Genomic DNA, 13,184 nt, shown 5'->3' on the forward strand with positions numbered 1-13,184 from the left:
TGGGTGGGCGGCGCGTGGCAACCGTGCCAGCATGGGGAGCGGACGGTCACACCCGACAGGGTCAACGGCGACGAGGAGTGCGGCAGACATGTGCGGCAGGTACGCGACGACGGCGAACCCGGCGACGCTCGCGGTGGAGCTCGACGCGATCAACGAGACCGGGGAGTCGGACGGCCCCGAGTCCGCCGACTACAACGTTGCGCCCACGACGCAGGTGCTCACCGTCGTCGCCCGACACGACCGCGAGGACCCCGACAGTCCGGCGACCCGGAGGATCCGGCGCATGCGCTGGGGTCTGGTCCCGTCGTACGCGACCGAGCCGGGTAAGGGCGCACCGCTGTTCAACGCCCGCTCCGAGACCGTCGCGACGAAGGCCGCGTTCAAGACGTCGCTGCGGTTCAAACGCTGCCTGGTCCCGATGGACGGCTGGTACGAGTGGCAGACCGAGCCCACGCCGGACGGGAAGGCCGTGAAGGTGCCGTACTACATGGCCCGCGGCGACGGGCAGCGGCTGTTCATGGCGGGGCTGTGGGCGGTGTGGCACGACCCGAAGGCCCCGAAGTCGCCGCCGCTGCTGAGCACCACGATCCTCACGACCGATTCCGTCGACCAGCTCGCGAACGTCCACGACCGGATGCCGCTGATCCTGCCGCCCGATCGCTGGGACGCCTGGCTCGATCCGGACAGCCTCGGTCACCCCGACCTGATCGCGCCCAGCCTCGAGTCCGTCGCGGCCGTCGAGATCCGTCGGGTCTCGACCAAGGTCAACAGCGTCCGCAACAACGGTCCGGACCTGCTCGACCCCGACACCGGCGACCGGGCGGGGGAGCAGATCAGCCTGCTGTGATCGGCTGCCGCGATGCGAGATCGGTGACGTCGGCGACCAGTTCCAGTGAGCGCATCCAGGCATCGCGCTCGCTGGCCGAGGAGACCACCATCAGCTCGTCCGCGCCGGTCTGTTCGGCGAACCGGCCCAGGTAGTCGTGCACGGTGTCCGGGGTGCCGACGGCGGAGTAACGCACCATCGCGAGCACCTGCTGACCGGCGGGCGACTCGAGGATCATGTCGGCCTCCTCCGGCGTGAACGTGCGGCCGCGGCCGACGAACAGCCCGACCCGCTTGCGCTTGGTCTCGAGGAACAGCCGCTGCGCCTCCTCGTCGGTGTCCGCGGCGATCACGTTGACGGCCGCGATCACGTGCGGCTGCGCGAGTTGCGCCGACGGCCTGAATTCGCGTCGGTAGATCGCGATCGCGTCCATCAGGGCGTTGGGCGCGAAGTGCGACGCGAACGCGTACGGCAGGCCCAGTGCGGCGGCCAGCCGGGCGCCGAACAGCGAGGATCCCAGGATGTAGAGCGGCACCTCCGTGCCCTTGCCGGGCGTCGCCTCGATGCCGGGCACCCGTGACGGCCCGGTCAGGTAGCCCTGCAGCTCGAGCACGTCCTGCGGGAACGACTCCGCCGAACCGGGGTCGCGGCGCAGCGCCCGCATGGTCTGCTGGTCGCTGCCCGGCGCGCGGCCCAGGCCCAGGTCGATGCGGCCGGGGTGCAGCTCGGCGAGCGTGCCGAACTGCTCGGCGATGGTCAGCGGCGCATGGTTGGGCAGCATGATGCCGCCCGCACCGAGCCTGATCCGCTCGGTGTGCGCAGCGACGTGCGCGATCAGCACGCTCGTCGCCGACGACGCGATCGACGGCATGTTGTGGTGCTCGGCGTACCAGATGCGGCTGTAGCCCCACCGCTCCGCGTTCCGCGCCATCTCGACGCTGGCCCGGAAGCTGTCTCCCGCAGTCTCGCCCGTGCCGATCTGGGCCAGGTCGAGGATCGAGAGGGGAATGGAGAGAGGGACCGTCACGGGGACACCGGCTTTCATTCGTGGAGACACGTCATAGGTGGAACAACGGTGCGAGGCCGTCTCATTCCGTCAGCCGGCCGTTATCTCCGCGACCACCGCACCCGACAACCGCACCAGATCCTGCGGCGCCACCTCGATCTCGAGGCCACGGCGGCCCGCACTGCACAGCACCCGATCCCACGTCAGCGCCGACGCGTCGATCACCGTCGGCAGCCGCTTGCGCTGGCCGAGCGGGGAGATGCCGCCGAGGACGTAGCCGGTGGAGCGTTCGGCGTCGGCCTGCGGCGCCATGACGGCCTTGCCCGCGCCCACCGCTGCCGCGGCCGCCTTCAACGACAGCTTCGACGGCACGGGCAGCACTGCGACCGCGAGTTTTCCGGACTCGGTCTTGACGACCAGCGTCTTGAAGATCTGCGCGGGCTCCACCCCGAGATGATCGGCGAGCGAATCGACGGCCTCGTCGCCGAACGACGCGGCGCGGGCGTCGTGGTCGTAGCTGTGGATCCGGTGCGCGACCTTCTCCTTGTCGAGCAGCTTGGTTGCGGGGGTCGAAGTTCCGGCCATGGCGACAACTCTAGGACTCCGCGTCTCGCGCTATCTCGCCGCGATCACGACTCGGGAACACACCGCGTCCCCGCGCTGTTGAAACCTGCCGAGAAGCTGCATCAGCGAAGGGAGTGGCCGGTGGCGGTGTTGTGCGCGGAGCGGGCTCGTTCGGAGACCGCGACGAAGTCGGCGCGTCCGGGAATCGCGGCAGGGTTGGCGGTAGCCTTGACCCCTACGGCAAGCGAAGGGATCAGCGTGCTCGACGATCACGACCCCGAGAACGAACCCGACACCCCGACCGACCCCGCGGGTGACGGTCCAGAGTCCGATGCCGCGCTGGTCGAGCGGTTCGAGCGTGACGCGCTCCCGCTCCTCGATCAGCTGTACGGCGCCGCGCTGCGGATGACGCGCAACCCGGCCGACGCGGAGGACCTGGTACAGGAGACCTACATCAAGGCCTACTCGGCGTTCCGTTCCTTCAAGGCCGGAACGAACCTCAAGGCCTGGCTGTACCGGATCCTCACCAACACCTACATCAACTCCTACCGCAAGAAGCAGCGTCAGCCGGCGCAGTACCCGACCGACGAGATCACCGACTGGCAGCTCGCCGCGACGGCCGAACACACGTCGACGGGTCTGCGGTCGGCGGAGGTCGAGGCACTCGACGCGCTGCCCGACGACGACATCAAGGCGGCACTGCAGGAGCTCCCCGAGGAGTTCCGCATGGCGGTGTACTACGCCGACGTCGAGGGATTCCCGTACAAGGAGATCGCGGAGATCATGGGCACGCCGATCGGCACCGTGATGTCGCGCCTGCACCGTGGGCGCAAGCAGTTGCGCGGCCTCCTCGCGGACGTCGCTCGCGAACGTGGATTCAACCGCGCCGAGCGCAGCGGAACAGCGGAGCAGGAGGTTACTCGGTGACCGGGGAGAACGAATTCGAGCAGTTGGATTGCTCGGCGGTGATCGCGGATGTGTGGTTGCTGCTCGACAGCGAGTGCGACGAGAACTCGCGCGAGAGGATCCAGCGGCATCTGGAGAACTGCGGTGCGTGTTTCGAGGCGTACGGCATCGAGGAGAAGGTCAAGAGCCTGATCGGCCGCAAGTGTGGGGGCGAGCACGCCCCGGACGGGCTGCGGGAGAGGCTCTCGTTCGAGATCCGGCGCACCGTGATCATCACCGGGACCGAACTCGTCGGCGACCGCGAGTCGGACGACTAGACGAACGACCCGGGCCGGTGCCCGGAACGGATCAGGGGCCGGCAAGCGGTGTGCTTGCCGGCCCCTGATTCGTCTGTCAACGCGTCTCAGGCGTTGGGACGCTTGCCGTGATTGGCGGCGTTGCCCTTGCGGCTGCGCTTCTTACGACCACGCTTACCCATGAGTAGCTCCTTCTGTGTTCGAACTCGAGTTCGTCCTAGTGTTTCACGTGTGATTGGCTGTGGTTCCATTGGCTGGTCCGCGACCGTCCACGAACAGTGAGGTGCCAGGTGGCAGAAGATGTGCGCGCCGAAATGGTTTCGACCGTCTACCAGGTCGTTGTCAGTGCAGGCGAAGAGGTGACCGAGGGCGACACCCTCGTGATTCTCGAGTCGATGAAGATGGAAATCCCCGTTCTGGCCGAGGTGGCCGGCAAGGTGACGTCCGTCGATGTGAGTGTCGGCGATGTCATCCAGCAGGGCGACCTGATCGCCACCATCAGCTGAACCCGAGAGACGATTCGGAGCCTGGCACATGTCGACACTGAGCGACCTGCTCGCCGAGCACACCGATCTTCCCGGCAGCGCGGTCGATCACCTGCAGCAGGTTGTGGGCGAATGGCAGCTACTCGCGGATCTGTCCTTCGCCGACGTCCTGCTGTGGGTGGCGACCGAGCGGCCCGACGACCAGACCGGCTCGGTGGGCGCCGATCCCGGCACCGTCGTGTGCGTCGCGCAGTGCCGCCCCACGACCGCGTCGACGGCCTTCCCGGACGATGCCGTCGGATCCGTGGTCTCCGAGTCCGAACATCCCCAGGTCCTCAAGGCGCTCGTCGACGGCGAGATCGTCACCGAGGTCGACCACTCGTGGCGCGGCGGCACCCCGTTGCGTCGGGAGGCGGTTCCGGTGCGCTGTGGCGGCGAGGTCATCGCGGTCCTGAGCCGGGACACCAATCTTGCGCAGCAGCGCGCCCAGAGTCCCCTCGAGATCGCGTACCTGGACTGCGCTGCAGACCTGTGCCAGATGATCAGTGAGGGGACGTTCCCCAATCCCGAGACACGCTCGGACACCAACTCGAGCCCCCGAGCGGGAGACGGCTTCATTCGTCTCGACCCCGAGGGGCGGGTCGTGTACGCGAGCCCGAACGCGCTCTCCGCGTACCACCGCATGGGGTTGAACAGCGACCTGATGGGTCAGGACCTGGCGTCCACGACCCACTCGCTCATCACCGACCCCTTCGAGTCGCAGGAAGTGGCCGACTACATCAGCGGAACACTCGCCGGCCGCCTCGGACACCGGATGGAGATCGAGGCCCGCGGCGCGACCGTGTTGCTGCGGGCTCTGGTCCTCAAGCCGCACGGCAAGGTGGTGGGTGCCGCCGTCGTGATCCGCGACGTCACCGAGGTCAAGCGCCGCGATCGCGCCCTGCTCAGCAAGGACGCGACGATCCGCGAGATCCATCATCGCGTGAAGAACAATTTGCAGACCGTCGCGGCGCTGCTGCGCCTGCAGGCCCGCCGCACCGACAACGAGGAGGCGCGACAGGCGCTCAGCGAGTCGGTCCGACGCGTGACGTCGATCGCGTTGGTCCACGAGACGCTGTCGATGTCGGTCGACGAGGAAGTCGACCTCGACGAGGTCGTCGATCGCCTCGTGCCGATCCTCGCCGACGTCGCGTCGGTCAACATGCCGATCAAGATCCAGCGCGAGGGCAGTCTCGGCGTATTCTCCGCCGAGCGCGCGACCCCGCTGGTGATGGTGTTGACCGAATTGGTGCAGAACGCGATCGAGCACGCCTTCGAGCCCGGCGAGTCCGGCACGGTGTACCTGCGTGCGGATCGTTCGGCCCGCTGGCTCGACGTCGTCATCCACGACGACGGTCGGGGCCTGCCCGACGGTTTCAGCCTGGAGAAGTCCGATCGGCTGGGACTGCAGATCGTGCGGACGCTGGTCGACGCCGAACTCGGTGGATCGCTGGGGCTGCATCCGTGCCCGGGCGGCGGCACCGACGCCGTGCTCCGGGTGCCGCTGGGTCGGCGGGCGCACCGCCTCTGACGTTTCGCAGTCTCCGACCGTCTGTGTCTCCGACCGTCAGGTACTACGTTCGGACCACGAAAGACGAAGGCCCGGCACCTGGTAGGTGCCGGGCCTTCGTCTCGGTCGAGACTAGACTGCGGTGCGCGCGCGGGTGCGGGCGTTGCGGCGCTTGAGTGCGCGACGCTCGTCCTCGCTCATGCCGCCCCAGACGCCCGCGTCCTGGCCGGACTCGAGGGCCCAGGACAGGCACTCCGCGGTCACGGGGCACCGGTTGCACACCACCTTGGCATCAGCGATCTGCGCGAGAGCCGGGCCACTGTTTCCCACCGGGAAGAACAGTTCGGGATCCTCGTCGCGACAGATTGCGTTGTGGCGCCAGTCCATCCTTCTACTCCTTAACTGGGTGCGCCATGCACCGTAATGTATTTACAAGTTCATGGGTGCTTACTTGGTTGTTTCAGCACTGTTACTTGTGAATGCTTTCACGAACGCGGGGGAAGTCAATAGATATCGACTGCACCGTGGGGAAGCTCACTCGGTTAGGCTGCCCTGCCCGGCTCCGCATCCTTTGTACACCCACCTGGGGCTTTGTGCACCCCATCAGGACATTTCAGTCCCCGATCGTGACTGATCGAGCGTTGGATCAGGCTCAATCGGGCGTTCGAATCAGTGGGATCGGCGGGATCGGGCCCTCCGGGGGTATCGCCGGCGAGTGGCGGTGGAGTCAGTGCGCCTGCGGTGCGACGACGTCGAGCGCATCGGGGACCGCGACGAATGTCACGTCGCTTCGCATGCCGATATAGTCGCCGTCCAATTGGAGGCCGATCGGTGTAGTTGCGCGGATACGGATTTGCGCCACATCATCGAATCGAATCAATGAATGTGATTTCGGCGATAATCCGGCCGAAAGTAGTTGACGAACGACGCGAAGACTGGCAAAGACCCCCGTCGTCCGCATCGCGAAGAGCCCGAGACCCGCTTCGAAGCTCGTTCCCGGGTTCGTGTGCACCTCGCGCTTGTTCAGATAGGTCCACGGAGTCGAGTTCGACACGAACGCATAGTGCACGCCGTCGATCGGCTCCTGATCGGGAAGTTCGACCGTGAGCGTCGGCTCCTCACGCTTGGCGCGGAAGAACGCGCGGACGGCGTGCCGAACGTAGCGTCCCGGCGTCACGGCCTGTCCGTTCGTGCGGCCGTTGTCCACCGCTTCGCACACCTGGGCGTCGAGGCCCATTCCCGCGTTGAACGTGAACCAGCGGTTGTCGCAGTGCCCCAGACCGATCGTTCGCCGCGCGCGCAGGGCGAGCAGATCGATCAGTTGGTTCGTCGCATCCACGGGGTCCGGCGCGATTCCGAGCGACCGGGCGAACACATTGGCCGAGCCGCCCGGGACGACGGCGATCAGCGGAATGGGACCGATGGGAACGGACCGCATCGTCCGGGGATGGGGCGCGCCGAGCAGGCCGTTGACGACCTCGTTCACGGTGCCGTCGCCGCCGTGCACGATGATCAGCGCGATGCCGTCGGTGCGGGCCTGCGCCGCCAGTTCCGCGGCATGACCGCGGTGCGTGGTGTGGGCGACGGTCAGCCGCACCCGGCTCGACAGCGCGTGCGCGAGGAGGTCGCGCCCCGCGGGCGTGGTCGAGGTGGCGTTGGGATTGACGATCAGCAGCGCACGCACGGGGCATCAGCCTAGCCGGGTTCTGCCCGTGTTCTAGGCTGGCTGCGTGTCGAACCAGCCTGCTCCCGCTCCGACTCCCACCACGGTCCGTGGGGCCGGCGCCCTGGTGACCCTCGAGGGCGGTGCCGCAGTCGGTGTCGCGATCGTCCTGGTCGTCCGTGGCCTGTTGGGCGCCGACCAGAGCATGACCAGTGGATACGGCACGGCCGCGTGGTTCGCGATTCTCGGTGGGGCCGTCCTGGCGGCGGGTATCGGGCTGCTCGGCGGTCACCGCTGGGGACGCACGATCGGTGTCATGGCGCAGCTGCTGTTGCTGCCCGTCACGTGGTACGTGTTCACCTCGCACCGGGTGGTCTGGGGAATCCTGTTGGGTGCGGTGGTGCTCGCCGCTCTGGTGCTGCTGTTCTGGAACAGCACGTCGCGGTGGGTGGCCGAGGGATACGGCGCGCCCGACGAGTACTAGGCCCGGCCGCTACGGCGCCTGAGTCGCCAGCGCGGCCAGCGCCTCGCCGCTGAGCCGGTACGTGGTCCACTCGTCCTGCGCCACCGCACCCAGCGCCTCGTAGAACCCGATCGACGGTGTGTTCCAGTTCAGCACCGACCAGGCCAGCCGCGTATAGCCCTTGGCCACGCATTCGTCGGCGAGCGTCGCCAGCAGCGCCTTTCCGTACCCCGCGCCACGGTGTTCGGGGGTGACGTACAGGTCCTCCAGATAGATCCCGTGCACGCCGTCCCAGGTCGAGAAGTTGCGGAACCACAGCGCCGTCCCGACGATCGTGGGGGCCTGCGCATCGTCGCCCGGAACCTCGACGACGTGCGCGAAGACCGCGGGCTCGGGTCCGAAGAGGGCCGTCTCGATCTGCTCCGGAATCACCGTGCACTCGTGCCGGGCCTTCTCGTACTCGGCGAGTTCGTAGATCAGCCCGGTGATCGCCGCGACGTCGTCGGGGGTGGCCCGACGGATCACGGCCAGTCCGACGTTCGTTCGTGCGTTCACTGCATGCCTTCTCTCGGGGTGACGTTGTGGGTGAGGATCGTTCGGAAGCCGTGTTCGTAGCCGAGCACGGTGCGCGCCGCGGGGGAGAGGGTGAACCGTCGTCCCTCGGCGACCGGCTGTTCGACCCACCGGGCGATCAGCGCGCGGAAGAAGTGGCCGTGCCCCACCAGCAGCACGTCGCGGTCCGCGAGCGCGGCCTCGCACGTGCTCACCACCATGTCGGCGCGGGACATGACCATTTCGTGGGTCTCGCCGCCCGGGCACGGGTGGGTCCACACCGTCCAGTGCGGGATTCGTTCGCGGATCTCGGGCGTGGTGAGGCCCTCGAGTTCGCCGTAGTCCCATTCGGTGAGGGCGTCCCACCGGCGGTCCTCGGTGAGCCCCGCCAGGGCCGCCGTGACGTGCGCCCGTCGGCGCGGGCTCGTGATCACCAGGGGGTCGCGCAGTTGCAGGGCGGCGAGTTGCGGTCCGGCCTCGCGGGCCTGCTCCGCGCCGCGTTCGGTCAGCGGAACCTCGGTCGTGCTCGTGTGCCGGCCGAGGCGGGCCCACTCCGTCTCACCGTGTCGCAACAGGACGAGCCGGCGGTCGGGTGAGGTCATGGGTCCAATCATGCCGGGTGCGGCCGAACCCTCGCGTTCGGGCCTCGAGTAGGCAAGGATCTAGGCCGTGACGACGGTACTGGCTGTAGCGAATCAAAAGGGTGGGGTAGCCAAGACCACGACGGTTGCTTCACTGGGGGCGGCGCTCGTGGACCTCGGTCAGCGGGTGCTGGTCGTGGACCTCGATCCGCAGGGGTGTCTGACATTCTCGTTGGGGCACAACCCCGATCGGCTCGAGACCTCGGTGCACGACGTGCTCACGGGGGACGCGTCGGTGCGCGATGTGCTGCTCGAGACGGACGACGGCGTGATGCTGCTGCCCGCGACGATCGACCTCGCGGGTGCGGAGGCGCTGCTGTTGATGCGGCCGGGGCGCGAATTCGCGCTCAAACGGGCCCTCGCGCCGATCCTCGACGACTTCGACGTGGTCATCATCGACTGCCCGCCGTCGCTGGGCGTACTCACCCTCAACGGGCTCACGGCCGCCCGGTCGGTGCTCGTGCCGCTGCAGTGCGAGACGCTCGCGCACCGCGGTGTCGGACAGTTGCTGCGCACGGTCTCCGAGGTCCAGCAGATCACCAACCCCGACCTCGTACTGCTGGGCGCGCTGCCGACGCTGTACGACGCCCGCACCACGCACAGTCGGGACGTGCTCTCCGACGTCTCGGACCGCTACGACCTTCCGGTGCTCGCGCCGCCCATCCCGCGGACAGTCCGATTCGCGGAGGCATCGGCGTCGGGCTCGACGGTGCTCGCGGGCCGAAAGAACAAGGGTGCGGAGGCGTATCGCGAACTGGCGCATCATCTTTCGGCGCACTGGTCCGGGGGCGCCGAGTTGGTGACGTTCTCGCCGTACGAGGGGACTGCCTGACCCGCTGCCGGGTCAGTCCAGCCAGTCCCGGGCGGCAGTCACGAGGGCCGAGACGCCCATCGTGATCGTCGGTTCGATCACCGGTGCGTAGTACGGCGAGTGGTTGGGCGGCAGGACAGGGGTGGTGCCCGCCGCGGCGGCCTTCGCGAAGATCGCGGGGTCCGCGCCGCCGAGAATCCAGTAACAGATCGGGGCGCCCGACGCGGTCGCGAAGACGCCGACGTCCTCGCTCGTCGCCCCCGCGCCGGGATCGGTCACCTTGTCGTCGCCGAACCGGCGGCGGAAGGCGGCCGTCGTTCGGGCGACGGCGTCGCCATCGTTGACCAGGACGGGAAACGAATCGATCGGGGAGATCTCGGGCTTCTTCGGCGCGTTCGACGCCGCCGCCTCCGCCTCGACGATCCGGGTGATCGAGTCGAGGACCCGGGTGCGTACATCCGGGTCGTATGTGCGGATGTTGAGTTTCAGTTCGGCGTGGTCGGGAATCACGTTCGCCTTGGTGCCGGCCTGGAGCGAACCGACCGTGACCACGACCGTGTCGGTCGGCGCCACCGTGCGCGAGACCACGGTCTGCAGGCGCAGGACCGTTGCGGCCGCCATGACAACCGGGTCGACGGACTCTTGGGGCATCGACCCGTGTGAGCCGGTGCCGTGTAGCAGGACCCGCAGCGAGTCCGCGCCGGCGAACGCGGGGCCCGGGTGGGCCGCGAGCATCCCGGCGGGCAGGGGTGCGACGTGCTGACCGAGCACGACGTCGGGGGTGCCGAACCGCTCGAACAGGCTGTCGTCGACCATCGCCTGCGACCCGGAGCCGAGTTCCTCGGCGGGCTGGAACACCGCCATCACCGTGCCGGACCACGAATCCTGTTCGTTCACCAGCACTTCCAGTGCCCCGAGCAGGCAGGTCACGTGCATGTCGTGTCCGCACGCGTGCGCGACGGGGACCTCCCGGCCGTCGGGGTCGGTCGCGCGGACCGTGCTGGCGTAGGGCAGTCCGGTCTTCTCCTCGACCGGCAGCGCATCCATGTCGGCCCGCAGCAAGGCGGTGGGGCCGTCGCCGTTGCGGATCATGCCCACGACCCCGGTCCCGCCGACCCCGGTCGTGGTGTCGATGCCCAGTTCGCCGAGCTTCGTCGCGATCCGGTCCGCGGTCCGGGTCTCCGCAAACGACAGTTCCGGGTGCCGGTGCAGGTCGCGGTAGAAGTCGGCCAGCCACGGCGCGGTGTGGGAGGTGTCGGGTCCGGTCATCACGCAACCTCGCTCGGTCGGGGACGGTGCCGACCACCAGCGTAGGTCAGCGCGCGAAGTGGCGGGTCAGATCCTCGGGTGTCGGCTCCCAGACCGCCGGCCAATCGGCCTGCCGCAGTAACGCGTCCGTGCCGCCGTCGGCGAACAGGACGCTGCCGCACAGCAGGGACGCGGTGTCGCCCACCAGGAATGAGATCAGGGCGGCGATCTCCTCGGGGCGCCCGCGACGTCCGATCGGGACCGGATAGAAGTCCAGGGACTTCGCCAGTTCCGGGTCGAGGTCGGGACCGGACGTCATCGGGGTGTCGATCATGCCCGGAGCGACGGCGTTGAGACGGATGCCCGAGCCGATCCACTCCGGCGTCACCGCCTGGCGCCGCACCCACCGTGCCAACGCGAGCTTCGATGCCGGGTAGGCGGGGATGGCGCCCACCTCGTCGCCGAGCGCGACGGCCTCGTCCTCGGCCCCGGCCAGGCAGGACGCCACGATGTGCTCGGGGATGCCGGGTTGCGTGCTGGTGCTGCTCGACGAGATCGCGACGGCGTACGACCGCTCGGCGCGCGCGAGGACCGGACGCAGCTCGTTCAGGAAGTCGACGACACCGAAGTAGTTGACCGCCACCAACTCTCCGCCGGTGTAGGACGACAGCGGGCCGCGGCCCGCGCAGCACACCGCGGCGTCGAGGACCCCGCCGGTGGCCTCGACGACAGCTGCCGCGGCCTGCGTCCGCCCGTCGCGGGTGGACAGGTCCGCGGTGATCTCGGTGCCCGCCAGATCCACCCCGACGACGTCGTGTCCGGAGGTGCGCAGGAGGTTGACCGTGGCGGCGCCGATGCCCGAGGCCGCGCCGGTGACGACGATGTTCGACATCCCGGAATTAGAACATGTTGCACCCGCGGGGGTGCGGGAATCGGTGGGGGTCAGCGGAGCGCGACGACCTCGCCGCCGCGTTGTTCCAGGACGACGTCGCCGACGACAGCGGTCGCGATGGGGACGGCGTCGCTGTCGCGGGTCACCGGAATCCGCCGCTGCTCCACACCGGTGGCCGGATCGAGCACCGCGATCCCCCCGGGCACGGGGACCAGGAGCGAACCCGCCATGATCGCGCCGGGACCCAGCGCCCCGGGAAACGTCCAGCGGGGCGCGAGTTCGCTGGTGGACAGGGCGATCAGTTCCGAGCCCGTCCACCACGTGAACACCGAACCGTTGCGCGCGGCCGTGGCATGTGGGCTCACCTCACCGGTGACAGGGTAGGACGCGACTTCGTTTCCGGTGCCGTCGTGAACGGCGTAGCGGGGGCCGCTGACCGGGCCGGCAGGCAGATACACCGCGGTGTGATCGCCCGACGCCGCGATGAGGCGGGCGCCCGGCGAGTCGGAGCCGGGCCCGGTGAGCAGGATCGTCCCGAACTCCTGGGGCTCCTGATTGTCCTTGGGGGCTGCGTCGAGGACGCTGAGCCGGTCGGCGGCCTCGCCCGGGCAGTCCATCAGCACCGAGACCCGGGTACCGCCGGCCGCGGCGGAGCGCAGTTCGCAGCCGGGGTGAGGCTGCTTGCCGGGATTGATGGGCGCGTCGACCCGTCCGAACTCGAGGGTGCGCACCAGGTCCGAGCGCCACAGTTCCATCCGCTCGGAGCCTCGGGAGACGACGTAGGTGCCGTCGTAGGACAGCGTCACCTCGTCGTCGGCATCGCTCGAGCGCTGTGCCTTCCGTTCGCCGGTCGCCCCGTCGAGCTGGGTGACCTGGCTGCAGCCACGCTGATCGCGATAGACCGCGACCACGGTGTTCCATGCGCCGATCGCACCGCACAGCGGCATGTCCCGCTGGTACCGCCACAGCTCGGCGCCGGTCAGCCGGTCGCGGCCGGTGACGGTCCCGCCGTCCGCGGTCGCGACGACTCCGGCCGCGACGAGGGGAGCGGTGGTCTCGGGGCTGTCCGCTCGCCAGATCTCGTCGAGCGACTCCGGCGGCGACAGGGCCGTATCGACCTCTGCCGCAGGGGTATCCGAGGTGATGGAGGTGGTACCCCGAGCGTCGCTCCGGATCCAGATCACCGCCGCGGCGATCGCGACGACGATCGCGATGATCGCGGCGACGGCGACGTCCAGACGAGTACGACGCTCGGGTGCCAGCACAGGTGGCAGACTACCTC

General features: G+C 68.8%; 17 protein-coding genes. 7 read left to right on the top strand and 10 right to left on the bottom strand.

Going from position 1 to position 13,184, the window contains the following annotated elements:
• The first annotated feature begins 88 nt into the window (after positions 1-88).
• Positions 89-847, top strand: coding sequence for an SOS response-associated peptidase (locus DEU38_RS13610; protein WP_114721942.1), 759 nt, complete (start codon positions 89-91; stop codon positions 845-847).
• On the opposite strand, the gene DEU38_RS13615 is transcribed toward DEU38_RS13610, so the two are convergent.
• On the bottom strand, positions 834-1,853 hold the full coding sequence (locus DEU38_RS13615) for an LLM class flavin-dependent oxidoreductase (RefSeq protein ID WP_397484708.1): 1,020 nt from the start codon (positions 1,851-1,853) through the stop codon (positions 834-836). The genes DEU38_RS13610 and DEU38_RS13615 overlap by 14 nt on opposite strands.
• A 69-nt stretch (positions 1,854-1,922) precedes the next feature.
• Positions 1,923-2,417 (bottom strand): Cys-tRNA(Pro) deacylase, encoded by a 495-nt coding sequence (ybaK, locus tag DEU38_RS13620; RefSeq protein ID WP_114721944.1) that lies wholly within the window; start codon positions 2,415-2,417, stop codon positions 1,923-1,925.
• A 120-nt stretch (positions 2,418-2,537) separates the two neighbouring features.
• Between ybaK and DEU38_RS13625 the strand changes: the two genes are divergently transcribed.
• Both DEU38_RS13625 and rsrA read left to right on the top strand, forming a co-directional pair.
• A complete protein-coding gene (locus tag DEU38_RS13625) occupies positions 2,538-3,323 on the top strand; it encodes a sigma-70 family RNA polymerase sigma factor (protein ID WP_397484709.1) in 786 nt (261 codons plus the stop codon).
• Complete coding sequence (gene rsrA / locus DEU38_RS13630) at positions 3,320-3,619, top strand: mycothiol system anti-sigma-R factor (RefSeq protein ID WP_114721945.1); 300 nt, start codon at positions 3,320-3,322, stop codon at positions 3,617-3,619. The genes DEU38_RS13625 and rsrA overlap by 4 nt, the downstream gene beginning before the upstream one ends.
• 86 nt (positions 3,620-3,705) lie before the next feature.
• Here the strand turns inward: rsrA and DEU38_RS29805 are convergent, their stop codons facing one another.
• Positions 3,706-3,780 carry a 50S ribosomal protein bL37 gene (locus DEU38_RS29805; protein ID WP_022597109.1) on the bottom strand — a complete coding sequence of 25 codons (75 nt, stop codon included), beginning with the start codon at positions 3,778-3,780 and terminating at the stop codon, positions 3,706-3,708.
• A gap of 108 nt (positions 3,781-3,888) precedes the next feature.
• Here DEU38_RS29805 and DEU38_RS13635 point away from each other — a divergent pair, with 108 nt between their 5' ends.
• Positions 3,889-4,104: a biotin/lipoyl-binding carrier protein gene (locus DEU38_RS13635; protein WP_114721946.1), complete on the top strand. Its 216-nt coding sequence runs from the start codon at positions 3,889-3,891 to the stop codon at positions 4,102-4,104.
• 28 nt (positions 4,105-4,132) lie between these two features.
• Positions 4,133-5,653 carry a sensor histidine kinase gene (locus DEU38_RS13640; RefSeq protein ID WP_114721947.1) on the top strand — a complete coding sequence of 507 codons (1,521 nt, stop codon included), beginning with the start codon at positions 4,133-4,135 and terminating at the stop codon, positions 5,651-5,653.
• Between the two features lie 111 nt (positions 5,654-5,764).
• On the opposite strand, the gene DEU38_RS13645 is transcribed toward DEU38_RS13640, so the two are convergent.
• Together DEU38_RS13645 and DEU38_RS13650 are read right to left on the bottom strand one after the other, a co-directional pair.
• On the bottom strand, positions 5,765-6,019 hold the full coding sequence (locus DEU38_RS13645; protein WP_031937408.1) for a WhiB family transcriptional regulator: 255 nt from the start codon (positions 6,017-6,019) through the stop codon (positions 5,765-5,767).
• A gap of 340 nt (positions 6,020-6,359) precedes the next feature.
• Positions 6,360-7,316: a diacylglycerol kinase family protein gene (locus DEU38_RS13650; RefSeq protein ID WP_114721948.1), complete on the bottom strand. Its 957-nt coding sequence runs from the start codon at positions 7,314-7,316 to the stop codon at positions 6,360-6,362.
• A gap of 46 nt (positions 7,317-7,362) precedes the next feature.
• Here DEU38_RS13650 and DEU38_RS13655 point away from each other — a divergent pair, with 46 nt between their 5' ends.
• Complete coding sequence (locus tag DEU38_RS13655; protein WP_114721949.1) at positions 7,363-7,779, top strand: hypothetical protein; 417 nt, start codon at positions 7,363-7,365, stop codon at positions 7,777-7,779.
• Between the two features lie 9 nt (positions 7,780-7,788).
• Here the strand turns inward: DEU38_RS13655 and DEU38_RS13660 are convergent, their stop codons facing one another.
• Together DEU38_RS13660 and DEU38_RS13665 are read right to left on the bottom strand one after the other, a co-directional pair.
• Entirely contained in the window at positions 7,789-8,283 is a 495-nt protein-coding gene (locus DEU38_RS13660) for a GNAT family N-acetyltransferase (protein ID WP_114722013.1), read from the bottom strand.
• 26 nt (positions 8,284-8,309) lie between these two features.
• Positions 8,310-8,924, bottom strand: a complete 615-nt coding sequence (locus tag DEU38_RS13665; RefSeq protein WP_114721950.1) for an acid phosphatase — start codon at positions 8,922-8,924, stop codon at positions 8,310-8,312.
• A 55-nt stretch (positions 8,925-8,979) separates the two neighbouring features.
• On the opposite strand from DEU38_RS13665, the gene DEU38_RS13670 reads away from it, so the two are divergent.
• On the top strand, positions 8,980-9,783 hold the full coding sequence (locus tag DEU38_RS13670) for a ParA family protein (protein ID WP_114721951.1): 804 nt from the start codon (positions 8,980-8,982) through the stop codon (positions 9,781-9,783).
• Between the two features lie 12 nt (positions 9,784-9,795).
• Here the strand turns inward: DEU38_RS13670 and DEU38_RS13675 are convergent, their stop codons facing one another.
• Genes DEU38_RS13675 through DEU38_RS13685 form a run of 3 tightly spaced genes read right to left on the bottom strand, consistent with a single transcriptional unit; the run spans position 9,796 to position 13,167 of the window.
• Positions 9,796-11,031: an amidohydrolase gene (locus tag DEU38_RS13675; RefSeq protein ID WP_114721952.1), complete on the bottom strand. Its 1,236-nt coding sequence runs from the start codon at positions 11,029-11,031 to the stop codon at positions 9,796-9,798.
• 46 nt (positions 11,032-11,077) lie between these two features.
• Positions 11,078-11,902 carry an SDR family oxidoreductase gene (locus tag DEU38_RS13680; protein ID WP_114721953.1) on the bottom strand — a complete coding sequence of 275 codons (825 nt, stop codon included), beginning with the start codon at positions 11,900-11,902 and terminating at the stop codon, positions 11,078-11,080.
• 50 nt (positions 11,903-11,952) lie between these two features.
• A complete protein-coding gene (locus DEU38_RS13685; protein WP_114721954.1) occupies positions 11,953-13,167 on the bottom strand; it encodes a PQQ-binding-like beta-propeller repeat protein in 1,215 nt (404 codons plus the stop codon).
• Positions 13,168-13,184: the final 17 nt, after the last annotated feature.

The organism is Rhodococcus sp. AG1013, assembly GCF_003350365.1.
Classification (GTDB): Bacteria; Actinomycetota; Actinomycetes; order Mycobacteriales; family Mycobacteriaceae; genus Prescottella.

What these genes read in the sequence shown, in the direction of transcription:
- DEU38_RS13680 (WP_114721953.1), bottom strand. Translation starts at nt 11,902, where the DNA reads ATGTCGAACATCGTCGTCACCGGCGCGGCCTCGGGCATCGGCGCCGCC.
- DEU38_RS13675 (WP_114721952.1), bottom strand. Translation starts at nt 11,031, where the DNA reads ATGACCGGACCCGACACCTCCCACACCGCGCCGTGGCTGGCCGACTTC.
- DEU38_RS13640 (WP_114721947.1), top strand. Translation starts at nt 4,133, where the DNA reads ATGTCGACACTGAGCGACCTGCTCGCCGAGCACACCGATCTTCCCGGC.
- DEU38_RS13665 (WP_114721950.1), bottom strand. Translation starts at nt 8,924, where the DNA reads ATGATTGGACCCATGACCTCACCCGACCGCCGGCTCGTCCTGTTGCGA.
- DEU38_RS13645 (WP_031937408.1), bottom strand. Translation starts at nt 6,019, where the DNA reads ATGGACTGGCGCCACAACGCAATCTGTCGCGACGAGGATCCCGAACTG.
- DEU38_RS13610 (WP_114721942.1), top strand. Translation starts at nt 89, where the DNA reads ATGTGCGGCAGGTACGCGACGACGGCGAACCCGGCGACGCTCGCGGTG.
- ybaK (WP_114721944.1), bottom strand. Translation starts at nt 2,417, where the DNA reads ATGGCCGGAACTTCGACCCCCGCAACCAAGCTGCTCGACAAGGAGAAG.